Source organism: Roseisalinus antarcticus, assembly GCF_900172355.1.
GTDB classification, from domain to species: Bacteria; Pseudomonadota; Alphaproteobacteria; order Rhodobacterales; family Rhodobacteraceae; genus Oceanicola; species Oceanicola antarcticus_A.
In genome coordinates this window covers 1-21604 of sequence record NZ_FWFZ01000002.1, presented here as the reverse complement: position 1 = coordinate 21604, position 21604 = coordinate 1, and the positions used below count along the sequence as shown (strand labels likewise).

The window sequence follows — 21604 nt, the reverse complement described above, 5'->3', positions numbered from 1 at the left end:
TCGACCGCGCCCCCTGCCCTTGTCCCTCGGCTCAGCGCTCGACGCAGAGCGCCACGCCCATGCCGCCGCCGATGCAGAGCGTGGCCAGGCCCTTCTTGGCGCCGCGGCGCTTCATCTCGAACAGCAGGGTGTTGAGCACGCGTGCTCCGGAGGCGCCGATCGGGTGGCCGATCGCGATTGCGCCGCCGTTGACGTTCACGATCGCCGGGTCCCAGCCCATGTCCTTGTTGACAGCGCAGGCCTGGGCCGCAAAGGCCTCGTTCGCCTCGACCAGATCAAGATCCTCGACCTTCCAGCCGGCCTTTTCCAGCGCCTTACGGGATGCATGGATCGGCCCGACCCCCATGATCGACGGGTCGAGCCCGGCGGTCGCGTAGGACGCGATCCGGCCCAGCGGCTCGATCCCGCGCTTTTCGGCCTCGTCGGCGGACATCAGCAGCGTCGCCGCTGCGCCATCGTTGATCCCCGAGGCGTTGGCCGCGGTCACGGTGCCGTCACGGGTGAAGGCGGGGCGCAGCTTCTGCATGCCCTCCATCGTCGCGCCGTAGCGAATGTATTCGTCCTTGTCGACGACGATGTCCCCCTTGCGGGTCTTGATCGTGAAGGCGATCACCTCGTCGTCGAACTTGCCGGCCTTCTGCGCCGCTTCGGCCTTGTTCTGCGAGGCCATCGCGAATTCGTCCTGCTGGTCCCGGCTGATCTGCCATTGCTCTGCGACATTCTCGGCGGTCTGGCCCATGTGGTAGCCGTTGAAGGCATCCCAAAGACCGTCCTTGATCATGGTGTCGATGAAGTTCATGTCGCCCATCTTCTGGCCGGCCCGCAGGTTCGCGGCATGGGCCGACAGCGACATGTTCTCCTGCCCGCCAGCGGCGACGATCGAGGCGTCGCCAAGCATGATGTGCTGTGCGCCCAGCGCGACGGCCCGCAGGCCCGAGCCGCAAACCTGGTTGATGCCCCAGGCCGCGCTTTCCTTCGGCAGGCCCGCATTGATATGCGCCTGGCGCGCCGGGTTCTGGCCCTGGGCCGCGGTCAGCACCTGGCCCAGGATCGTTTCGGAGATTTCGCTCTTGTCCACGCCGGCGCGGGCCACGACGGCCTCCAGCACGGCGGCACCAAGGTCATGGGCGGGCGTGGTGGCAAAGCCTCCCCCAAACGAGCCCACGGCAGTTCGGGCGGCGGATGCGATGACGACGTTGGTCATTAATGACTCCTTCTCGGGTCCAGTCAGTTCTGACGGGTGGGGGGCCTGAGTGTTGGCGCCTGCCCGCCAATTGACACCGTGGTAGTCGCTGCGCCCCCATGACGCAACGCCCATAGGCGGCGAACCGGGCCAATGGACCGGCGCAAATGGCGGCTATCTCAACAGGGAAAACCTCGGAACGCCTGTGTGGAAGCCTTGAAGGCAATCCACGCCGGCGGCTGCCAGCCATTCCGCATCGACACGGCGTTCGACCCCGGTGGCGACGGCGAACATGTCGAATTGATGCGCGATGGACAGCAAGGCGCCCACCATCACCTGGTTGTCGGGGTCGTCGGCCACCCCCGAGACGAAGAACCGGTCGATCTTGACCAGGTCGAAGTAGAACGACCGCAGGTTCCGGAATGACGTGAGACCGGCCCCGAAATCGTCGAGCGCGAAGGCGACCCCGAGCGGCTGCAGTTCCTTCATGAACCGCGCGACCACTTCGGGCAGCATCATCGCGGAGCCGGCCCCGATCTCGAGGATCAGCCGCTCTTCCAGGAAAGTGTTGCGGTCGATGTTCTCGTTCAGCACGGCCCGCCAGGCACTGTCACCCAGCGACCGGGCCGAGACGTTGATCGACAGTCGCAGGCCCGGATTGTTGCGCAGCATCTCGAATCCGAGCGACAGGGACGCGGTGTCGAGGTCGCGGCCAAGCTCGGTATCCTCCACGTCGGACACGAAGGTCCGTGCGGGCAGGATGCGCCCGGCCTCGTCCTTGATCCGGATCAGCCCTTCGTAGAAGGCAATCCCCCCATCCCGGCGCGCCACCGGCTGGAACGCAAGGAGGCACCGTCCGGCGGACAAGGCCTCCCGGACAAGCCGGGGGGCATCGTGGTCGCGGGACGCCACCGCGTATTCCAGCGGGTCCTGCACCTCTCGGGCTTTTGGCGTATTGTCGAATGCTACCATGCTGTCGGTCCCAGGCGTTGCTGGCACCTTGCACCGATCGCGCCTAATCTTCAGTAAACAGGTCAAATGATAACGACATCCCCCGTGCGGCCCCACAACGACGGAGCCGCGCGGCCGGGCCTGCCGCCGTCATCACGAAGCAAAGGACATAGACCCCATGACCCGCTGCGCCTGGGCCGGTAGCGATCCGATCTACATCGCCTATCACGACACCGAATGGGGCGTCCCGGAACGGGACGGCCGCGCCCTGTGGGAAAAGCTGATCCTCGACGGCTTCCAGGCCGGTCTGAGCTGGATTACGATCCTGAAGAAACGCGAGAATTTCCGTACGGCCTTCAACGGGTTCCGGCCCGAAGCCATCGCGGACTGGGGCGAGGCCGAGGTGCTGCGCTGTCTCGCCGATCCGGGCATCATCCGCCACCGCGGCAAGATCGAGGCGACCATCGGCAACGCCCGCGCCTACCTCGCACTCGGCGGGGCGCAGCCCTTCGCCGACCTCTGCTGGAGCTACGTCGGCGGCCAGCCGGTGCAGAACGCGCCGGCCTCGATGCAGGAGGTTCCGGCGGCGACCGAGGTGTCCACGCGTTTCTCGAAGGACCTCAAGAAGGCCGGGTTCAAATTCTGCGGGCCGACCATCGTCTATGCCTGGATGCAGGCCTGCGGGCTGGTGAACGACCACCTGGCCAACTGTCCGCGCTGCGCCGAAGTGGCCAGGATGGGCTGATTGCAGGGCTGAAACCGGCGGCAGTCTTCCGCTTCCCCGGGACGTGTGGAGTTCTGACGGAGATCAGGCCACGGCAAGCCCCTACCAGCGATCGAGCGCCTGTTCGTCGGCCTCGGTCGCGGCGACCCAGCTCTCACCCGCCTCCGTGACCTCCTTCTTCCAGAAGGGCGCGCGCGATTTCAGGTAGTCCATGAGGTATTCGGCCCCGGCAAAGGCATCGGCGCGATGCGGGGCGGCGGTCAGGACCATCATGATCGGGGCGCCCGGGGCGAGCCGGCCGTAGCGGTGGATGATCCACGCCGCGGTCAGATCGAATCGAGCGATGGCGTCCACCCGGATGTCACCCAGCGCCCGCTCGGTCATGCCGGGGTAATGCTCGATCTCCATGTGGCACAACCGGCCGGCGATATTCCGCGTGACGCCGGTGAAGCTGACGACAGCGCCCGCCCCCTCGGCCTCTGCGGTGAATGCCGACAGCTCCTCGCCCGGATCGAAGGCGTCCTCCTGCACCCGGACCCGCATCAGCCCCCCGTCATCGGCGGAAAGAACGCGACCTCGCGGGCATCGGCCAAGGGCGCGTCGAAATCGGTCAGCTGCTGGTTCAGGGCGACGCGCAGGGCGCTCACATCGGCAAAGGCCATGGCATAGCGCTCTTCGCGGGCCTTCAGCTCCTCCACCAGTTCGGCCACCGTCCGCGCCTCGGTCTCCAGCCGTTCCCTGGGCAGGCCGATGCGCTCGCGCACCCAGGCGAAATAGACGACATCGATCATTTCGGCTCCTTCAGATACGGCAGCGCCTTGCGCAGGTAATCCCACCCGGTCACCAGCGTCAGCACGGCCGCGATCCACAACAGCCCGACGCCGACGCGCCCCGACCACAGATGCGCCGCCTCAAGCCCGCGCAGACCGACCTCGTCTGGCACGGTCCCGGACAGGACGCCGATCACCAGCTCATCGGACATGCCCACGGTCCGGTCGATCAGGTGATGCAGGAAGATGCCTTGCGAAAACAGCACGGCAATGGCGACCATCTGAACGGTTGTCTTCCACTTGGCGAGGGAAGTGACCTTCAGGGTCGCCTTGCCCGGACCGATGAATTCCCGCAGCCCCGACACGAAGACCTCGCGGAAGATGATCAGGGTGGCCGGCAAGACGATCCAGGGCGACATGTTGGAATAGCCAAGGATAACCGCCAACGCGATCAGCACCATCGCCTTGTCCGCGATCGGATCCATCGCCGCGCCGAACCGCGTCTCCAGCCCCCAGGCCCGCGCCAGCCGGCCGTCGATCCAGTCCGTCGCCGCGGCGCTGCCGAACAGGATCAGGGCGAACCAATCCGCCCCCGGCCGGTTGAAATAAAGAAACATGACGGCCACGCCCGGCGCCGCGAGCAGCCGGAGAATGGTCAGGATATTCGGCAGGGTCCAACGCATGGGTCAGATCTAGTCCATTCCCCCTCCCGCTGAAAGGGATACTCACCCGCTTCCTTGGGCCCGCCCCTTCATCTTGGCAAAAAAACTCCGGCCGGAGGCATCCGCCCTCCCCAGCTCGCGCCAACGCCCGCCGAAAGGCTCAGCCCGCCTCGTGAAAGAACGCGTAGATCTTTTCCGCCAGACCTTCCGAGATCCCGTCGACCGCCTTCAGATCCGCCAGATTCGCCCGCGACACCGCCTTGGCAGAGCCGAAATGCGCCAGAAGCGCCCGCTTCCGCCCGGCCCCGACCCCGGGCACGTCGTCCAGCGGCGTGGCGCTGACCGATTTGGCCCGTTTCGCCCTGTGGGTGCCGATGGCAAAACGGTGCGCCTCGTCCCGCAGACGCTGGATGAAATACAGCACCGGGTCGTTGCGCTGCAGGGCCATGGGGCGCGCGCCGGTCCGGTGGAACTCTTCCTTGCCAAGGTCCCGGTCGATGCCCTTGGCCACCCCGATCATCGGAATGTCCTCGACCCCGAGCTCGGCCATGATCTCGTGCACCGCCGACACCTGTCCGGCGCCGCCGTCGATCAGCAGAAGGTCCGGCCAGGTCCCCGATTGCCGGTCGGGGTCCTCTTTCAGCAGCCGCTTGAAGCGTCGCGTCAAGACCTCCTTCATCATCCCGAAATCGTCGCCGGGGGTCAGCTCGTCGCCCTTGATGTTGAACTTGCGATACTGGTTCTTCTCCAGCCCCTCGGGGCCGGCCACCACCATCGCGCCCACGGCGAACGCGCCCTGGATATGGGAGTTGTCGTAGATCTCGATCCGCTCCGGCGGCGCGTCGAGGTCGAACGCCTCCGCCAGCCCCCGCAACAGGCGGCCCTGGGTCGCGGTCTCGGCCATCTTCCGGCCGAGGCTCTCGCGGGCGTTGCGCATGGCAGAGCTGACAAGCTCCGCCTTCTCACCGCGCTGGGGCACGGTGAGCTCCACCTTGCCGCCGCGCTTCTCGGCCAGCGCCGCGGCCATCAGATCGGTATTGTCGAGCCCGTGCGACAGCAACAGCTGCCGCGGCGGCTCGCGGTTCGAATAGAACTGGCCGACGAAGGCCTCCATGATCTCGGCGGCATCCTCGTCGCCGCTGATCCGGGGGTAGTAATCGTGGTTGCCCCAGTTCTGGTTCGACCGGATGAAGAACACCTGAACGCAGGCCTGTCCTCCGTCCACATGCAGCGCGACAACGTCCGCCTCGGCGGTGGATTGCGGGTTGATCCCCTGCGCCGACTGCACCTGCGTCAGCGCCCGGATCCGGTCGCGCAGCGCCGCTGCCCGCTCGAACTCCATTGAATCCGAGGCCTGCTGCATCTCGGTGGCCAGCTGCTCCTGAACCTTCGTCGTGCGGCCAGACAGGAAACGTTCCGCATCCCGCACCAGCCCGCCGTACTCGGCATCCGAGATGTAGCCCACGCAGGGCGCGCTGCACCGCTTGATCTGGTAGAGAAGACAGGGCCGCGTCCGGCTCTCGAAGGTGGAATCGGTGCAGTTGCGCAGCAGAAAGACCCGCTGCAACTGGTTCAGCGTCCGGTTGACCGCGCCGGCGCTGGCGAAGGGGCCGTAATAGTCGCCCTTTTCCTTCTTTGCGCCCCGGTGCTTCTTGATCTGCGGAAAGGCGTGATCCTTGGCCACGAGGATGTTCGGAAAGGACTTGTCGTCGCGCAGCAGCACGTTGTAGCGCGGCTTCAGCTGCTTGATGAGGTTCTGCTCCAGCAGCAGCGCCTCGGTCTCGGTCCGCGTGGTCAGGAACATCATCGACGCCGTCTCGCGGATCATCCGCGAGATCCGGGGCGAATGGCCCGCGGGCCGCGCATAGTTCGAGACCCGCGCCCGGAGGTTGCGGGCCTTGCCGACGTAGAGCACCCGGCTCTCGGCATCCAGCATCCGGTAGACGCCCGGAGACCCGTCCAGCGTCCGCAGATAGGACTGGATGCAGGCGTGCCCCGTGAGGCTTTCGGTCGTGTCGTCGGTCATGCGCAACGTTTCATGATTCTCGGTGTCCGCTGCAATGATAGAGCGACGGTCACAAGTGTTAAGCTATCCACTGAATCTGGGGATAAGTCTGGGGGAGAACTTCTTTGGCGCGGAATTTCTCGTTGTATTCTCGCGGTTTCGTGACATCGCACAGAATTTCGGCAATTTTTCAAGCCATTGTTTTTTATGTTTATTTTTCAGGAAACGGACAAGCATCTGAATCTGCACAACAATTGATGAATGTTTTGTGACGCAGCTTTTCCGCCGTGCACAAGTTCCGCCGCGTCAGTCGCCTGCGCCCATTTCGTCGGGGGTTTGCCAGATCAGATGCTGCCCGCCGTCGACGCAGAGAATCTGCCCGGTCACCGCCGGCGCGTCGAGGAAATAGCCCAGCGCGGCGCAGATGTCGGACGGGTTGGAGCCGCGCTCGAGGATCGTGGCGGCGCGCTGGCCGGCGAAGTTTGCGTCAGGCTGGCGGGCCCCCTGAAGCGTCGGCCCCGGGCCGATGGCGTTGACCCGGCATTTCGGGCCAAGGGCCTGCGCCGCGGTGCGGGTAAAGGCCCAGAGCCCCATCTTGGCGATGGTATAGCTCATGTGTTCGGGGGTGAGCTTGCGCACTTTCTGGTCGATCATGTTGAGCACCAGCCCCGGAGCGCGCGGCTCTCCGGTCTCGTCGTCGATCGGGTCGGGCAGCTGCGCGGCCATGGACTGGGTCAGCACGACCGGGGCGCGCAGGTTGCTTTCGATGTGCTTGTCCCAGCTGTCGCGGGTGCCGTTGCGGATCGTGTCATGCTCGAAGATCGAGGCATTGTTGACCAGGCATGTGATCGGCCCGCCGAGCGCCTCGATCGCCGCCGGGACAAGGCCCTGCATCTCGTCCTCGACCGTCAGATCCGCCTGCAGGGTGGCCGCGTTGCGCCCCATGTCGCGGATCAGGGCGGCCACCTCCTCGGCAGCGTCTTTTGAGCCGGCGTAGTGGACGGCCACGTCGAACCCGCGCTCGCCCAGGTAGAGCGCCATCGCGCGTCCCAGCCGCTTGCCGGCCCCGGTGACCAACGCCCGCCTCATCCGAGCACCACGACCATGTAGCCAAGATAGAGCATGGTGAAGATCACGCCGACCATCCGGCCGATATCGACCCGCATGAACACGAAGGGGATCAAAAGCAGCGATGCGGCCAGCATGATCCAGAGATCCGAGCTGAGGAACCGCGCCTCGACCGGGATCGGGCCGACCAGCGCCGCCACACCGATGATCCCCAGCAGGTTGAACATGTTGGAGCCGATGACATTGCCAAGCGCCACGTCCGCCTGCCGGCGCAGCGCGGCCATGACCGTTGTCGCCAGTTCCGGCAGCGACGTGCCGATGGCGATCAGCGTCAGGCCGATGACGGTCTCGGACACGCCGAAATCGCGGGCGATATTGATCGAGCCGTCCACCAGCAGGTTCGCGCCCAGCGGCAGGCCGACGAGGCCCAGGGCCAGGAACAGCGCGATGCGCGGCCAGCCCATGTCCGGGTCCACGCCTTCGAGCGCCGACTCGTCGACCACGACGCCCTCGCGATGGCGTTTCGCGGACAGTGCAGCATGGATCAGCATCGCCAACAGCGCCCCCAGCAGGATCAGCCCGTCGACCCAGGTGATCGGGCCCAGGTAGCACAGCGCGACGAACAGCACCGACGCCGCCAGCATCTGGACATAGCTCACCCGCGTGTCGCATTCCGAGGTGTGCATGGTTGCCAGCAGCGCCGGAATCCCCAGCACCAGCAGGATGTTCGCGGTGTTGGATCCGACCACGTTGCCGAGTGCTATCCTCGGCACGCCGTCGATGATCGCCTGCACCGAGATCAGCAATTCGGGCGCCGAGGTGCCGAAGGCCACGATGGTCAGCGACACGATCAGCGCCGGGATGCCCAGCCGCAGCGCGAGGTTCACCGCGCCCTTCACCAGGCTGTCCCCGGCCAGAAGCAGCAAGATCAGCCCCAGCCCGACATAAAGCCAGTCCATGATCATGCGCGATCCTTCCCGCAGGGGCAGGGCTCCGTGCCGATCCGTGGCCGACCGCAGGCGCGGCATTTCCCGGACGACAGACGCCGGGGCAAGCCCGGAAGACGCAGCTTGCCGAACATGCCGAGAACACCCATGCCCACGAGGAAAAGTATGACGGCCTTCAGGATCACGTCAGAGACCGAACCTTCCGAACGCGGCTCGATCTTCCAGTTCGGCGATGGCGCCCCCGGCCACCGTGGCCCCCACACGCTGGAACAGCGACTTGCGCGGACCATACTTGCGGAACGTGACCTTGGCGCCGAACCGCGCCTTCATCATCGGAACGAGATGGCCCACGCCATCGGCAAGACCCACTTCGACGGCCTTGTGCCCGACCCAGATCTCGCCGGTAAAAAGCTCCGCACTCTCGTCCAGCCGTCCGCTGCGGCGCTCTTTCACATGGCCGATGAACGCCTCGTGGATCTGCTCCAGCAGCCCTTCGAGACGCGAGATGTCCTCGGGTTTTTCGGGGCGGAACGGGTCCATGAAGCTCTTGGATTTGCCGGCGGTGTGCACCCGCCGTTCGATCCCGTATCTCTCCAAGAGCTCCTGCAACCCGAAGCCGGCCGAAATCACGCCGATCGAGCCGACAATGGACGACGGATCGACGAAGATCTCGTCGGCCGCGGCCGCCAGCCAATAGCCGCCCGAGGCCGCCACATCCTCCACAAAGGCGATGACCGGGACGGATTTCTCTTCGGACAGGCGGCGGATCCGTGCCCCGATCAGGGAACTCTGGACAGGCGATCCGCCCGGAGAGCTGATCTGGAGCGCGACCGCCTTGGGTTTGCCGCGAAAGGCCTTTTCCAGCACCGGGGCGACGCTTGCATCGTCAAGGCCGCGGCCCCCGACACCGATGGCGCCCGAGAGGCGCACGACAGACACCCTGGGGGGCGAGGGAACGAAAGGATTGAGCCTGTTCATGATCAGTCACATAGGCTGCGCAGGGGGGGGCAACAAGGGCGGGACACCGCTGCTTGCTCTGCGTTGCCCCTGCGTCACTCGCGCAGCCGCCAACCGGTGCGGAATATCCACCAGATCGCCGCCATGCAAAGCCCGGTGAAGGCCGCGATCGCCAGCAGGCTGAGGCCCACGGGCACATCGGCCATCCCGAAGAACGACCACCGGAACCCCGAGATCAGGTAGACCACCGGGTTGAACAGCGCGATCGTCTGCCAGGCCGGCGGCAGCATGGAGACCGAGTAGAACGACCCCCCAAGGAACACGAGCGGCGTGATGATCAGCAGCGGGATCATCTGAAGCTGCTCGAAGTTGCGCGCCCATATGCCGACGATGAAGCCCAGCAGCGAAAAACTTACACAGGTCAACACCATGAAGGAGGCCATTGCGAACCAGTTCTGGATCTGGATATCGACGAACAGCGCCGCCGTGCCCAGGATCACCACGCCGATGAACAGCGCCTTGGTCGCCGCCGCCCCGACGTAGCCCAGGGTGATTTCCAGGAAACTGGCAGGCGCCGAGAGGTGTTCGTAGATCGTCCCGATGAACTTCGGGAAATAGATGCCGAAGCTCGCGTTCGTCGTCGCCTGGGTCATGATCGACAGCATGATCAGGCCGGGCACGATGAAGGCGCCGTAGCTGACCCCCTCGACCTCGTTGATCCGGCTGCCGATGGCCGCGCCGAACACCACGAAGTAAAGCGATGTGGAGATCACCGGTGATACGAAGCTTTGCAGCAGCGAGCGATAGAAACGCGCCATCTCGAAGACGTAGATCGCGCGGGTGGCATGGAGGTTCATGACGGTTCCTTCACGAGGTCGACGAAGATTTCCTCGAGCGAGGATTGCCGGGTCTGAAGATCGGACATCTGCAGCCCGGCCTTTTGCACCTCGTTCAGCAGCGAGGTGATCCCGGTCCGTTCGGCCCGTGTATCGTAGGTGAAGATCAGCGCACGGCCATCCGGCGCCCGTTCCAGCCCCCGGGCGGCGAGCGCCTCGGGCACGGTGTCGATCGGCGCGGACAGCTCGATGCGCAATTGCTTGCGGCCCATGCGGGCCATCAGCGCGGATTTCTCCTCGACCAGCAGGATTTCGCCCTTGTTGATCACGCCGATCCGGTCGGCGATCGCCTCGGCCTCTTCGATGTAATGCGTCGTCAGGATGATCGTCGTGCCGTTCTTCTTCAGATCGGCGATGATCTCCCACATGTCCTTGCGCAGCTCGACATCGACACCGGCGGTCGGCTCGTCGAGGAACAGGACCTTGGGCTGGTGCGACAGGGCCTTCGCGATCAGCACGCGCCGCTTCATCCCGCCGGACAGGGTGAGGATCTTCTGGTCGCGCTTGTCGCTCAGCGACAGCTGCCCGAGCAGCCGGTCGAGATAGGCGTCGTCCCGCCCCATCCCGAAGAGCCCGCGCGAGAAGCGGACCGTGTTGATGACCTTCTCGAACGGCTCCAGGTTCACTTCCTGCGGCACGAGGCCAATCATCTTGCGGGCCGCGCGATACTCCGCCAGCGTGTCGTGGCCGCCGACCGTCACGGAGCCCGAGGTCGGCACGATGATGCCGCAAATCGTTGAAATCAGGGTTGTCTTGCCCGCACCATTCGGCCCGAGCAGGGCGATGATCTCACCTTCCTCGATGTCGAGCGACACGTTCTTGAGGGCGGTGAAGCCCGAGTCGTAGCTCTTGACCAGGTTCTGGACGGAGACGATGGGTTTGGCGCACATGGCTGGGCAGGCCTCTTTCGTTTCGATCCGGACCTAGGTCGGCTGCGGGAGGTTGTCCACCCGCAGGCCCCCCGCCGTCAGCGCACCGTCCCGCGTGGGATCAGGCCGCCTTCTGCATCCAGTCGTCCAGATGCGCGATCTGCTCGGCGCTCAGCCGCAGGCCCATCTTGTTACGCCGCCAAACCACGTCCTCGGCCCGCCGGGCCCATTCCTCGGTCATCAGCCAGGTGATTTCCCGCGCCGTCAGGGTCGCGCCGAAATCCTCGCCGAGATCGGCAGCCTCCTTGGCGTCGTCGAGCACGGCCCAGGCCTCGGTCCCGTAGGCGCGGATCAGCCGCCGCGCCCAGAACGGCGTCAGGAAGGGGTAATCGTCCGACAAGCGCGCGATCAGGCTGTCGACCTCCTTCACGCCGAAATCGCCGCCGGGCAGCGCCACGCCGGCGGTCCAGGGCTCTCCGGTCTGGGGGAAGAACGGCGCGATCTTCTTCATCGCGCTCTCCGCCAGCCGGCGATAGGTGGTGATCTTGCCGCCGAAGATGTTGAGCACCGGCGCACCGCCGTCTTCCTCGACCTTGATCGTGTAATCCCGCGTGGCCGCCGTCGCGCTGGAGGCGCCGTCGTCATAGAGCGGGCGGACCCCGGAATAGCTCCAAACGATGTCGTCCAGGGTGATGTCCTGCTTGAAGTAATGGTTCACGAAGTCGATCATGTAGCTCTGCTCTTCGGGCGTGCAGACGGGCCGCTTGTCGGGATCGTGGTGTTCGGCATCGGTGGTGCCGATCAGGGTGAAATCGGTCTCGTAGGGGATCGCGAACATGATCCGCCCGTCCTCGCCCTGAAAGAAATAGCACTTGTCGTGATCGTAGAGCCGCTTGGTGACGATGTGACTGCCCCGCACGAGGCGGACGCCCTCCTTGCTGTTGCTGCGCACCTTGGTCTGGATGATGTCGCCGACCCAGGGACCGCCCGCATTGACCAGCATCCTCGCCTTGTGGGTGGCATTGCCCTCGGGCCCCTCGGTCTCGATCACCCAGACGTCGGCCTGGCGGGTCGCGCTCAGCACCTTGGTGCGGGTCATGACCTGGGCGCCGCGCCGGGCGGCGTCGCGGGCGTTCAGCACCACCAGCCGGGCATCCTCGACCCAGCAGTCGGAATATTCGAACGCCTTCTGGAAACGGTCCTTCAGCGGGGCGCCCTCGGGGCGGTTCTTCAGCATCAGGGTGCGGGTCGGCGGCAGGATCTTGCGCCCGCCGAGGTTGTCATAAAGCAGCAGGCCAAAGCGGATCAGCCAGGCCGGGCGGCGGCCCTTCATCCAGGGCATCACGGTGTTGAGGATGCGCGACGTGGGGGTCGTGCCCTCGAACCGCATGTCCTTGTGATAGGGCAGCACGAAGCGCATCGGCCACGAGATATGCGGCATCGCCCGCAGAAGCGTCTCGCGCTCGATCAGGGATTCCCGAACCAGCCGGACCTCGAAATATTCCAGATACCGCAGCCCGCCATGGAACAGCTTGGTCGAGGCCGACGAGGTCGCCGACGCGAGGTCGTTCATTTCCGCCAGCGCAACGGTCAGCCCACGTCCGGTCGCGTCCCGCGCAATGCCGCAGCCGTTGATGCCGCCGCCGATGATGAAAAGATCGTGGATCGTCTCGTCGTCCGCTGGCATGGTGCCTCCAACCGTCTGTGAAGCACCTTTGATGCCACAGACCTCCGAAGCATGAAAGGCACCCGGATCACTCCCCCGCGAGGATGCAGGCCGCCCGGTGGCCGGTTCCGACCTCCCGCAGCTCGATTGCCGAGGGCTTAGCGAACCGGACCATCAGCGCACCATCCCGCACGTCGAGCGTTTCGATCGCGTCGCGCATGGTCTCGGGCACGCTGTCGGAGCGGATCGCCTCCCAGACCGCATGGGCCGCGGCGCTGTCGGAAAAGGTCAGCGTCGCTTCGAGGTCGCTCTTGCGGTCGACCCCCACCAGCTTGTCGAAAAGATCCTCGCGGGTCTCCAGCTCACGCACGATATCGTCGATTTCCCAGCCGCAGGTCGAGGTCGCCACCGGGCAGCGGGTGTGAAAACGGCAGCCGCTCGGTGGGCGGGCCGGATCGGGGATGGAGCCCGCAAGCGTCTGGATCGGCACGTCTGGATCGTCGTCGAGGTCCGGCTTCGCCGCCAGCAGGACCTTGGTATAGGGGTGCTCGGGCGTCTCGAACAGGTCCTGGGTCGGCCCCTCCTCGACGACCTTGCCCAGATACATGGTGATCGTCCGGTCGGCCATGTGCCGCACCACCGACAGGTCGTGGGTGATGAACAGGTAGGCAAGGTGCCGCTCTGCCTGCAAATCATTGAGAAGGTTCAGGATTTGCGCCTGGACCGAGACGTCGAGCGCACTGGTCGGCTCGTCCAGCACGATCAGCTCGGGGTCGAGCGCCAGGGCCCGCGCGATCGAGATGCGCTGCCGCTGCCCGCCCGAGAACTGGTGCGGGTAGCGATAGAGATGCTGGCGGCCGAGGCCCACCTGCTCCAGCAGCTCCACCACCTTTTCCTGAAGCGCGGTGCCCGAGGCGATGCCATGGACCCGCAGCGGCCGGCCGACGATATCGACCACCAGCTGGCGCGGGTTGAGCGAGGCGAAATTGTCCTGGAAAACCATCTGGACGTTGCGCCGGTACTTGGCGAAGGTCGCGCGATCCATCCGGTCGATCCGGTCGCCCTCGTCCAGCGGGCCATGGGCCGAGCCGCGGCCGCGCGTGTTGAAATGCACGCTGCCCCCGGTCGGGTCGGTCAGCCCGCTGACACAGCCCGACAGGGTGCTCTTGCCGCAGCCGCTTTCGCCGACGAGGCCCACGGTCTCGCCGCGCCGGATGTCGAAGCTGACCCCGTCGACGGCCTTCACGTGGCCGACGACGTTCTGCAGAACGCCATCCTTGATCGGGAAATACTTCCGCAGGTTCCGGACGCTGAGAAGCACATCGCCCGCGTCGTCCTGGTGGGCGACAGTCCCGTCGGTGTCGACTTTCACGTTCATGTCTCTTGCAGCTCCGGTTCCTTGTGCGCCGCCCCGGGCGCGGGGGGATGGGCGAGAAAGCAGCTGACGGATTGATCCGGCGTCAGCGGTTGCAGCGTCGGATTGACCCGGGTGCATTCCGGCATCACATGGACGCAACGGTCTGCGAAGCGACAGCCGGGCGGGGGCGAGACCAGCTCCGGCACCGTGCCGGGGATCGAGGCGAGCACGCCCCGCGTCTCGCCGCTGCGCGGGATCGCGTCGAGCAGGCCCCGGGTGTAGGGGTGGCGCGGCGCGGCAAAGACCTCGCGCACGCCGCCCACTTCGGCCACCCGGCCGGCATACATCACCACCACCCGGTCGCAGGTGCGGCGCACCAGCGACAGGTCGTGGCTGATGTAGAGCACGCTGGTCTTGCGCTTTTCCTGGAGCATCTTGATCAGCTCCATGATCTTGGCCTGGATCGTCACGTCGAGCGCGGTCGTCGGCTCATCGGCGATGATCAGGTCCGGATCGCAGGCCAGCGCCTGGGCGATCATCACCCGCTGGCGCATCCCGCCCGACAGCTCGTGCGGGTAGCTGCGGATCACCCGGCGGGGGTTCGAAATCTGGGTCTCGGCCAGCGCCGCCGCGATGCGGTCCTCGAGCGCGGCCCGAAGCCGGCGCAGGTGGCCCCTGACCGGCGGCACCCGGCTGAGGATGCCGTCAAGGCGCCCGCTTTCCTGCCGCGCGGCCCGGCCCACGGCGCCGGCGGCAAGCCCGCCCATGTCGCCGGTGCCGCCGATATCGGCCAGCAGGTCGGCGCTGGCGTGCTGCAGGAAGACCTCTGCCAGCTGGTCGCCGATGGTCAGGATCGGATTGAGCGCCTTGCCCGGATCCTGGAAGATCATCGCGATCCGGCGGCCCCTGATGGCCCGCATCGTGCGCGGCTTGACCGCCAGCAGGTCGAGCGTGTCGTAGCCGCTGCCGTTGCAGGTGGCACAGACGATGTCGGCGCCCTTGCAGGTCGGGCAGGGCCGGAACTCCGGCGTATCCTCGGAGGTGTCCTCGCGGCGCCGGGGCCGGAACAGAATCCTGCCGCCCGCGATCCGCGCGGGGGGCTGCGGGATCAGGCCGAGGAAGGCGCGGCCGGTGACGGACTTGCCGCAGCCGGTCTCGCCCACCAGGCCCAGCATCTCGCCGTCGGCGATGTCGAAATCGACGCCGTCCACCGCGTGGACCGGGCCCTTCTTGGACGCAAAATGCACCTTGAGCCCCTGCACGCGGGCGATGGCGGGACGGGTCGGGTTCTCGGTCGGGGTCTCGATACTGGTCATCAGCGGCCCTCCGTTCTGGGGTCGAGGGCGTCGCGCAACCCGTCACCGACGAGGTTGAAGGCGAGCGCCCAGAGAAAGATCATCAGCCCCGGAAAGGTCGAGGCCCACCAGCGGCCCGAGGCGATGCCCGCCTGCCCTTCGGACACCAGCACGCCCCATTCGGCGATGCCGGATTCGGACAGGCCGATGAACGACAGCGTCGCCCCCACCAGCACGATATTGCCCATGTCGAGCGTCGCCTGCACGGCGATCGGCGTCACCGCGTTCGGCAGGATGTCGCGGCGGAAGATGTTGAACTTGCTGTCGCCGATGACCGTCGCGGCCTTCACGTAGTCGGCCTGACGGACCAGGATGATCTGCGCCCGCATGATCCGGGCGTATTTCACCCAGAACACGATGCACAGCGACAGGATGATGTTGCTGAAGGACGGGCCCAGGATCGCGGCCACCGCCAACGCGAAGATCAGCTCGGGGATCGACAGGAAGACGTCGACGATCCGCATCAGCGCCTCGTCGACCCAGCCCCCCACGAGGCCGGCGATGCTGCCGATGGCGATGCCGATGCAGACGGTGACCGACACCACCACGATCGACAATTGCAGCGAGGTGCGGCTGCCCCAGACGACGCCGTAGAAAACGTCGCCGCCCTGGTTGGTGGTGCCGAGGACATGCCCCGGCGTGCCCGGCGGCATCCGCACGGCGCCCCAGTCGCGGGGCATCTGGTAGGGATCGGGCGTGTTCGGCGAGGCCAGCCAGGGCGCAAAGACCGCCATGGCCAGCAGGGCGACGATGATTACAAGGCCGATCACCGTCGTCGGGTTCGACAGGATCGTCGCCGACAGCTCGCGCCAGCGGCGCGTCCGGACGGAGAAGGCGGTTTCGCGCATCGGCGCGGCGTTGGGGTCAGTCACGCTCATGGCTCAGTCCCCCAACCGGACGCGCGGGTCCAGCTTGGCATAGATGATATCCACGATGAGGTTGGTCAGCAGGAACAGCACGCTGGTGAACAGGACATAGGTCATGATTGTCGCCTGATCGCCGCGCACGACGGCCGAGGCCATCCAGCGGCCGAGGCCCGGCCAGCGAAAGATGATCTCGGCGGCGATCGCGCCCTGCATCAGGAAGGCGAGCGTCAGGCCGATCACGGTCACCGTGGGCACCAGCGCGTTGCGCCTTGCGTGGCGCCTCAGGACCAGCCGCTCGGGCAGGCCCTTGGCGCGGGCGGCGTCGACGTAATCCTGCTGAAGCTCCTCGACCAGCGCCGAGCGCATCATCCGGGTGATGATCGCCACCGCGCCGAAGCCAAGGGTCAGCGCGGGCAGGATCAGGTGCCAGATCGCGTCCCAAAGCGCGGTCAGGCTTCCGGCGAGGATCGCGTCGATGATATAGAAGCCCGTCGGATGGTTGATGCTGGCCCAGATGTCGGCGTCGCTGCGGCCCACGGGGAACCAGCCCAGGTTCGCCCAGAACACGATCAACAGCAGGATGCCGAACCAGAACAGCGGCAGGCTCGCCCCGCTGACGGCGACCACGCGGGTCACATGGTCTTGCCACTGGTTGCGGCGCGAGCCGGCGAATGTCCCCAGCCAGAGGCCCAGAACCACCGCCACGAAGGCGGAGAACAGCGATAGCTCCATCGTCGCGGCCAGCTTGGCCGGGAACACGTCGGCCACGGCCGCCGAAGCCACCCCGGACCAGCCGAAATCACCCTGGAACACGCCCTTGACCCAGTAGAAATACTGCGTCCAGAGCGGGTCGTTCAGGTGAAAGCGTTCTTCAAGCTGCGCCACCTCGGCGGCCGACATCTCGTGCGAGAGGTAGACCCCGATGGGCGACCCCGCGATCCGGGTCAGGGAAAAGACGATGATCGAGACGCCGATGATCAGGAACGGCAGAAGGATCAGGCGTCGGATAACGTAGTCGCGCAGTTGCATGCTGTCTCCGGCGGATGGCGGATTGAGAAAACGGTCGGGCCGGGGACAGTCGCGCCCCGGCCCGGATTTCAAGTGTCGACAGGATCAGTTCGTCTTGTCGAGGATCGCGAAGTTGATGCTGGGCCGCGGCCACAGCGGCTGGATCACCATCCCCTCGATCCGGTCGCGATAGGCGGTGACGACACCTTCCTGCGCCCCGATCAGCCACATCGGATCCTCGTAGAGCAGCGTCTGAAGCTCGCTGATCATCCCGGCCCGGGCGGTGCGGTCCAACTCCACCGCAGCCGCGTCGATCAGGTCCGCGATCGCGTCCGGGTCGCCGTAGCCGCTGCGGAAGCCGTGGACCTCGCCCCATTCGCCATCGGGATGGGAATAGGTCTGCAGGTAGTCGATGGGATCGGCCGCGGGGTCGCCGTTCTTGGCCCACATGGCGTAGTTGAGCGGGCTTTGGGCCAGCGCCTCGTCAAAGACGGCCTCGGCGACGCCCAGCACGTTGATCCGCAGGTCCGGGTTCAGCCCCTCGATCGAATCCTTGAGGATCAGCGCCTGGATTTCGAACAGGGACCCCGATTCGACGATCACCGTGGCGGTGAAACCGCTGTCCCAATAGCCCGTCTCGCGGAACAGTTCCTCGGCCTTGGCCAGGTCCTGGGTGTCGTAGCGGGGCGCCTCGGGGTCATAGCCGAAAACACCGATCGGCACGTAGTGCGGGTTCACCTCGCCGAAGCCGGCCAGCGCACCGTTGATGAACGCGTCATAGTTGAAGGCGTAGTTGAAGGCCTGACGGATCCGGACATCGGCAAAGAAATCCTCGGGGATCGTGTCGCCCTCGGGCAGCGCGCCTTCGGGCACGTTCATGTTGAAGCCGATGTGCAGGGGCTCCAGCAGCAGGCCCTCGCTGTAGATCTCGACGCCGTCCATGCCCTCGAAATCGGCGATGTAGGAGGGGTCGGTCTCGATCGTGTCGAACTCTCCGGCGCGCAGGCCAAGCACGCGCACGTCCGGGTCGACGCCCATCTCGAGGCGCACGTTGTCGTTTGCGGGCGTCCCCCAATAGCCCTCGTTGACCTCAAGCGTCAGGTTCTCGGTACGGTTCCAGCTGACGAAGGTATAGGGGCCGGTGCCGACCATGTTGCCGGCCATGAACTCGTTCGGCTCGCCGTCGGCATCGCCGCCATTGGCCTCCACGGCCTCTTGGCTGACGATCGAGGCCGTCGTCGGCAGGACCGCGGAGTAAAGGAAGCTCGCGTCGGGCTCGGCGATCTCGACCTCGAAGGTGTAGTCGTCGATCACCCGGGTCTCGACCACGCGGTCGGACAGGATCTCGGCACCGGACCCCGGCAGGCTGAGCGAAATCACCCGGTCCCACGAGAATTTCACGTCATCCGCAGTGAAGGGCGACCCGTCGTGGAAGGTCACACCTTCGCGCAGCGGAAAGCGGAATGTCAGGCCGTCCTCCGAGATCAGGCCGTTCTCGATGGTCGGCACGGTGGTCGCCAGCGCGGGCAGCAATTCGGGCGAATCGGGTCCGACGGACAGCAGCCGCTCGTAGACTTGAAAGATTATGGCCTCGCCGCCTTCGCCGGGCTCTACCTCGGCCGGGTCCAGCGTCGCCGGCTCTTCATCGGCGCCATGCACGATGGTTTGACGGTCCTGCGCCCAGGCCGGGGCTGCCATCATCAGGCCAATGGCCGTCAGGGCCGCCGTTCCTGTCAGGCCTACAGTCTGAATTCCATTTTCTGTCTTCACAGTGATCCTCCCGGGACATCGTCGGTTTTTCTGCATCCACGCAACACACCTCTCGGCGTTCCTCTCGCCGCGTGGCAACGCGTTTTCCAAATCCTCTTCCGCAAGCGCGAGAACTATTGTTATTCAGAAAACGTTTGCATAACTAACAATTGCAACCTTTCGTCAGACTGTCAATACGGCTGTCGAGACATGTCGAAACCCGGCCAAAAGCCGGATGCAGAAGCGAGATCCGTGAGACCATGACCGCACCAACCCGAGACATCATCGCCGTGGAAGAACATTTCATGGAGCACAGCCTGGCCCAGCATCTTGGCAAGGCCGCAGCGCCACAGGCCGCCGTGTCCGACAAGCTCTACGACTTCTTCGAAGGACGCATCGCGCAGATGGATGCCGCCGGGATCGCCAAGCAGGTCCTGTCGCACCAATCGCCGGGCAGCCAGCGCCTGCCCGACGATGTCGCCGTCGAGGCCTGCCGCAACGTGAACGACGCGCTGGCCGCGGTGATCGCACGGGAGCCGGCCCGCTTCGACGGCTTCGCCATGCTGCCGACGAACCTGCCCGAGGCCGCCGCCGACGAATTGCAGCGCGCGGTGCAAGAGCGGGGCCTGAAGGGCGCGATGATCCACGGGCTGAACCATGGAGAGTTCCTCGACCTGCCCCGGTATCGCCCGATCTTCGCGGCCGCGGAGCGACTGGGCGTTCCGATCTACATCCACCCCAGCCTGCCCGACAAGATCGTGACCGAGCGCTATTACGCCCCCTACGACGAAAGCCACCACATGATGACCCGCGCGGGCTGGGGCTTTGGCGTCGAGGCGGGCACGCAGGCCGTTCGGCTGATCCTCAGCGGGCTTTTCGACGAGATGCCGGACCTCAAGATCCTGCTGGGTCACCTGGGCGAAGGCATTCCGTTCCAGCTTGTCCGCATGGACGAATCGTTCTCGCGCAAGGGCAACCTGCCGACCCGGTTCGGCGAGACCTTCCGCAACAATTTCTGGATCACCACCAGCGGCGCGTTCTCCGACAGCGCCCTGCGCTGCAGCATCGAAGAGCTGGGCGTCGATCGGATCCTGTTCGCGGTCGACTATCCCTATATCGCCTCGGCGGACGGCGTCACCTGGTTCGACAATTTCCCCTTGCCCGACGAGGACAAGGCCAAGATCTACGCCGGCAACGCCCGCAGGCTGCTCGGGCTGGACTAGAGCGGATCTTGCCGGCCGGCCCGTGGCGGCGGCGCGATGCTGCCACGGATCACCACCTCGATCGGCTGCACCAGGTGCGGGGTTTCGGGGTCTTCCGGGTTGTCGATGCGGCTGATCAGCAAGGTGGCGCTCGCCTTGCCGATACCGGTCTTGTCGACGCCCACGGTGGTCAGACCCGGCGGGACGAGGGACAACACGTCGCTGTTGTTGAACCCGGTGACCGAGACATCCTCCGGGCAACCCAGCCCGCGATCCCGCAACAACTGAATCGCGCCGAGGGCCAGGCCATCGTTCGCCGCGAGGATGGCCGTCGGTGGATCCGCCAGCGCCATCAGCTTCGCCGCGCAGCGGTGGCCTTCCTCGAACAGGAACTTCTCGGACTCGACGATATAGGCATCCGGCACGGACACCCCGAAGGCCTTCGCCGCCTCGCGGAAGGCCGCGAGCCGCTCGACCCCGGTCGAGATCGTGGGCGGGCCCGCGATATGGGCGATCCGGCGATGCCCGGCCTCGTAGAGCAGGCGGAACATCTCGTGGATCCCCTCGGCATCGTCGTTGACCACCGAGGGCAGGCCGTCGACATCCAGCCGGCGGTTCACCGTCACGATCGGGACGTTGCGGTCCTGCAGATCGGTGTAATGCGAGGCGTCCCGTTCCATCGCGGCATGGACGACCCCGTCCACGCCGTGTTCCAGAAGCACCTGCATCTGCGAGCGCTCGCGGTCCTGCCGGCCGTCCGTGTTCACGATGATCGAGACATAGCCCAAGGGTTCCAGAATGCTCTCGACACCCCGGACGATGGGCGGGAACAACGGGTTGGTTATGTCCGGGATGATCAGGCCGACCGTCCGCGTCCGCTTGGTCCGGAGCCCCGCCGCAAGCCGGTTGGGCCGATATCCCAGCCGCTGGGCGGTCTCGTTGACCTTCTTGACCACCTCGACGGTCAGGCTGTCCCGCGCACGCGGGTCGAGCGCGCGGGAAACGGTGGAAACATGGACCCCGGTTTCCCGCGCAATATCCTTCAAGGTGACGGCCCGAGGCATCCCAAATTCCTCTGCAAGATCAATCGCGCGACAAAATAATCTCCAAGCGAGTAGCGGGTCGGCCCCGGGCAGACAAGGCGGGCGGACACATTGCCCCGGGCGAAGCGGCAAAACTGACGCAGCCCGGCCCTGTCGGGCGGACCGGCTCGCCTCCGTCGCGCCCGAATTGCCAGCTGCCCTCAGACCATTATTCTTTCAGGTTTTTGTATGAGTTGTGTGAGTTTTTTTGTGAACTTTGCGGCGTCTGCGCCGTTGAGGGCCCTGTGGTCGTAGGAGAGGTCGAGGGGTGTCATCGGGACGGGTTC

21 protein-coding genes are annotated in these 21604 nt (G+C 65.8%); 2 read left to right on the top strand and 19 right to left on the bottom strand.

Annotated features, from left to right (window positions below; translation table 11 throughout):
- Positions 1-31: 31 nt before the first annotated feature.
- Positions 32-1204: an acetyl-CoA C-acetyltransferase gene (locus ROA7023_RS02695; RefSeq protein ID WP_085877471.1), complete on the bottom strand. Its 1173-nt coding sequence runs from the start codon at positions 1202-1204 to the stop codon at positions 32-34.
- Positions 1205-1357: 153 nt separating this feature from the next.
- A complete protein-coding gene (locus ROA7023_RS02690) occupies positions 1358-2155 on the bottom strand; it encodes an EAL domain-containing protein (protein ID WP_085877470.1) in 798 nt (265 codons plus the stop codon).
- Positions 2156-2312: 157 nt separating this feature from the next.
- On the opposite strand from ROA7023_RS02690, the gene ROA7023_RS02685 reads away from it, so the two are divergent.
- Positions 2313-2879: a DNA-3-methyladenine glycosylase I gene (locus ROA7023_RS02685; protein ID WP_085877469.1), complete on the top strand. Its 567-nt coding sequence runs from the start codon at positions 2313-2315 to the stop codon at positions 2877-2879.
- An 81-nt stretch (positions 2880-2960) separates the two neighbouring features.
- On the opposite strand, the gene ROA7023_RS02680 is transcribed toward ROA7023_RS02685, so the two are convergent.
- From ROA7023_RS02680 to ROA7023_RS02610, 15 genes are all read right to left on the bottom strand, one after another.
- Positions 2961-3401 carry a molybdenum cofactor biosynthesis protein MoaE gene (locus ROA7023_RS02680; protein WP_085877468.1) on the bottom strand — a complete coding sequence of 147 codons (441 nt, stop codon included), beginning with the start codon at positions 3399-3401 and terminating at the stop codon, positions 2961-2963.
- The gene (moaD, locus tag ROA7023_RS02675) at positions 3401-3649 is read right to left on the bottom strand and encodes a molybdopterin converting factor subunit 1 (protein ID WP_085877467.1); all 249 of its coding nucleotides are present in this window, start codon (positions 3647-3649) and stop codon (positions 3401-3403) included. The genes ROA7023_RS02680 and moaD overlap by 1 nt, the downstream gene beginning before the upstream one ends.
- Positions 3646-4311: a CDP-diacylglycerol--glycerol-3-phosphate 3-phosphatidyltransferase gene (gene pgsA, locus ROA7023_RS02670; RefSeq protein WP_085877466.1), complete on the bottom strand. Its 666-nt coding sequence runs from the start codon at positions 4309-4311 to the stop codon at positions 3646-3648. The genes moaD and pgsA overlap by 4 nt, the downstream gene beginning before the upstream one ends.
- 139 nt (positions 4312-4450) lie before the next feature.
- Complete coding sequence (uvrC, locus tag ROA7023_RS02665; RefSeq protein WP_085877465.1) at positions 4451-6316, bottom strand: excinuclease ABC subunit UvrC; 1866 nt, start codon at positions 6314-6316, stop codon at positions 4451-4453.
- Between the two features lie 285 nt (positions 6317-6601).
- Positions 6602-7384 carry an SDR family oxidoreductase gene (locus ROA7023_RS02660; RefSeq protein ID WP_085877464.1) on the bottom strand — a complete coding sequence of 261 codons (783 nt, stop codon included), beginning with the start codon at positions 7382-7384 and terminating at the stop codon, positions 6602-6604.
- Positions 7381-8328: a calcium/sodium antiporter gene (locus tag ROA7023_RS02655; protein ID WP_085877463.1), complete on the bottom strand. Its 948-nt coding sequence runs from the start codon at positions 8326-8328 to the stop codon at positions 7381-7383. The genes ROA7023_RS02660 and ROA7023_RS02655 overlap by 4 nt, the downstream gene beginning before the upstream one ends.
- 168 nt (positions 8329-8496) lie before the next feature.
- Positions 8497-9288 carry a S49 family peptidase gene (locus ROA7023_RS02650; RefSeq protein ID WP_085877462.1) on the bottom strand — a complete coding sequence of 264 codons (792 nt, stop codon included), beginning with the start codon at positions 9286-9288 and terminating at the stop codon, positions 8497-8499.
- A 74-nt stretch (positions 9289-9362) separates the two neighbouring features.
- Positions 9363-10124, bottom strand: coding sequence for an ABC transporter permease (locus ROA7023_RS02645; RefSeq protein ID WP_085877461.1), 762 nt, complete (start codon positions 10122-10124; stop codon positions 9363-9365).
- Positions 10121-11053, bottom strand: a complete 933-nt coding sequence (locus tag ROA7023_RS02640) for an ABC transporter ATP-binding protein (RefSeq protein ID WP_085877460.1) — start codon at positions 11051-11053, stop codon at positions 10121-10123. Before ROA7023_RS02640 ends, ROA7023_RS02645 begins: the two co-directional genes overlap by 4 nt.
- A gap of 100 nt (positions 11054-11153) precedes the next feature.
- The gene (glpD, locus tag ROA7023_RS02635) at positions 11154-12719 is read right to left on the bottom strand and encodes a glycerol-3-phosphate dehydrogenase (protein WP_085877459.1); all 1566 of its coding nucleotides are present in this window, start codon (positions 12717-12719) and stop codon (positions 11154-11156) included.
- Positions 12720-12786: 67 nt separating this feature from the next.
- On the bottom strand, positions 12787-14076 hold the full coding sequence (locus ROA7023_RS02630) for an ABC transporter ATP-binding protein (protein WP_085877458.1): 1290 nt from the start codon (positions 14074-14076) through the stop codon (positions 12787-12789).
- Positions 14073-15371 (bottom strand): ABC transporter ATP-binding protein, encoded by a 1299-nt coding sequence (locus ROA7023_RS02625; protein WP_085877457.1) that lies wholly within the window; start codon positions 15369-15371, stop codon positions 14073-14075. Before ROA7023_RS02625 ends, ROA7023_RS02630 begins: the two co-directional genes overlap by 4 nt.
- Positions 15371-16288: an ABC transporter permease gene (locus tag ROA7023_RS02620; RefSeq protein WP_085877456.1), complete on the bottom strand. Its 918-nt coding sequence runs from the start codon at positions 16286-16288 to the stop codon at positions 15371-15373. Before ROA7023_RS02620 ends, ROA7023_RS02625 begins: the two co-directional genes overlap by 1 nt.
- 3 nt (positions 16289-16291) lie before the next feature.
- Positions 16292-17305: an ABC transporter permease gene (locus tag ROA7023_RS02615; protein ID WP_085877455.1), complete on the bottom strand. Its 1014-nt coding sequence runs from the start codon at positions 17303-17305 to the stop codon at positions 16292-16294.
- 84 nt (positions 17306-17389) lie between these two features.
- On the bottom strand, positions 17390-18985 hold the full coding sequence (locus ROA7023_RS02610) for an ABC transporter substrate-binding protein (protein WP_159458426.1): 1596 nt from the start codon (positions 18983-18985) through the stop codon (positions 17390-17392).
- Positions 18986-19293: 308 nt separating this feature from the next.
- On the opposite strand from ROA7023_RS02610, the gene ROA7023_RS02605 reads away from it, so the two are divergent.
- Positions 19294-20256 (top strand): amidohydrolase family protein, encoded by a 963-nt coding sequence (locus tag ROA7023_RS02605; RefSeq protein ID WP_085877453.1) that lies wholly within the window; start codon positions 19294-19296, stop codon positions 20254-20256.
- Here ROA7023_RS02605 and ROA7023_RS02600 read toward each other — a convergent pair.
- Positions 20253-21299, bottom strand: coding sequence for a LacI family DNA-binding transcriptional regulator (locus ROA7023_RS02600; RefSeq protein WP_085877452.1), 1047 nt, complete (start codon positions 21297-21299; stop codon positions 20253-20255). The two genes, ROA7023_RS02605 and ROA7023_RS02600, sit on opposite strands and share 4 nt — an antisense overlap.
- A 179-nt stretch (positions 21300-21478) precedes the next feature.
- Positions 21479-21592 carry a 2-oxo acid dehydrogenase subunit E2 gene (locus tag ROA7023_RS02595; protein ID WP_234992007.1) on the bottom strand — a complete coding sequence of 38 codons (114 nt, stop codon included), beginning with the start codon at positions 21590-21592 and terminating at the stop codon, positions 21479-21481.
- Positions 21593-21604: the final 12 nt, after the last annotated feature.

Excerpts from the sequence above, each read along its gene's own strand:
- moaD (WP_085877467.1), bottom strand. The coding sequence starts at position 3,649 with ATGATCGATGTCGTCTATTTCGCCTGGGTGCGCGAGCGCATCGGCCTG.
- ROA7023_RS02595 (WP_234992007.1), bottom strand. The coding sequence starts at position 21,592 with ATGACACCCCTCGACCTCTCCTACGACCACAGGGCCCTCAACGGCGCA.
- ROA7023_RS02680 (WP_085877468.1), bottom strand. The coding sequence starts at position 3,401 with ATGCGGGTCCGGGTGCAGGAGGACGCCTTCGATCCGGGCGAGGAGCTG.
- uvrC (WP_085877465.1), bottom strand. The coding sequence starts at position 6,316 with ATGACCGACGACACGACCGAAAGCCTCACGGGGCACGCCTGCATCCAG.
- ROA7023_RS02620 (WP_085877456.1), bottom strand. The coding sequence starts at position 16,288 with ATGAGCGTGACTGACCCCAACGCCGCGCCGATGCGCGAAACCGCCTTC.
- glpD (WP_085877459.1), bottom strand. The coding sequence starts at position 12,719 with ATGCCAGCGGACGACGAGACGATCCACGATCTTTTCATCATCGGCGGC.
- ROA7023_RS02640 (WP_085877460.1), bottom strand. The coding sequence starts at position 11,053 with ATGTGCGCCAAACCCATCGTCTCCGTCCAGAACCTGGTCAAGAGCTAC.
- ROA7023_RS02625 (WP_085877457.1), bottom strand. The coding sequence starts at position 15,371 with ATGACCAGTATCGAGACCCCGACCGAGAACCCGACCCGTCCCGCCATC.
- ROA7023_RS02630 (WP_085877458.1), bottom strand. The coding sequence starts at position 14,076 with ATGAACGTGAAAGTCGACACCGACGGGACTGTCGCCCACCAGGACGAC.
- ROA7023_RS02610 (WP_159458426.1), bottom strand. The coding sequence starts at position 18,985 with ATGATGGCAGCCCCGGCCTGGGCGCAGGACCGTCAAACCATCGTGCAT.
- ROA7023_RS02695 (WP_085877471.1), bottom strand. The coding sequence starts at position 1,204 with ATGACCAACGTCGTCATCGCATCCGCCGCCCGAACTGCCGTGGGCTCG.
- ROA7023_RS02615 (WP_085877455.1), bottom strand. The coding sequence starts at position 17,305 with ATGCAACTGCGCGACTACGTTATCCGACGCCTGATCCTTCTGCCGTTC.
- ROA7023_RS02690 (WP_085877470.1), bottom strand. The coding sequence starts at position 2,155 with ATGGTAGCATTCGACAATACGCCAAAAGCCCGAGAGGTGCAGGACCCG.
- ROA7023_RS02655 (WP_085877463.1), bottom strand. The coding sequence starts at position 8,328 with ATGATCATGGACTGGCTTTATGTCGGGCTGGGGCTGATCTTGCTGCTT.
- pgsA (WP_085877466.1), bottom strand. The coding sequence starts at position 4,311 with ATGCGTTGGACCCTGCCGAATATCCTGACCATTCTCCGGCTGCTCGCG.
- ROA7023_RS02605 (WP_085877453.1), top strand. The coding sequence starts at position 19,294 with ATGACCGCACCAACCCGAGACATCATCGCCGTGGAAGAACATTTCATG.
- ROA7023_RS02600 (WP_085877452.1), bottom strand. The coding sequence starts at position 21,299 with ATGCCTCGGGCCGTCACCTTGAAGGATATTGCGCGGGAAACCGGGGTC.
- ROA7023_RS02650 (WP_085877462.1), bottom strand. The coding sequence starts at position 9,288 with ATGAACAGGCTCAATCCTTTCGTTCCCTCGCCCCCCAGGGTGTCTGTC.
- ROA7023_RS02660 (WP_085877464.1), bottom strand. The coding sequence starts at position 7,384 with ATGAGGCGGGCGTTGGTCACCGGGGCCGGCAAGCGGCTGGGACGCGCG.
- ROA7023_RS02645 (WP_085877461.1), bottom strand. The coding sequence starts at position 10,124 with ATGAACCTCCATGCCACCCGCGCGATCTACGTCTTCGAGATGGCGCGT.
- ROA7023_RS02685 (WP_085877469.1), top strand. The coding sequence starts at position 2,313 with ATGACCCGCTGCGCCTGGGCCGGTAGCGATCCGATCTACATCGCCTAT.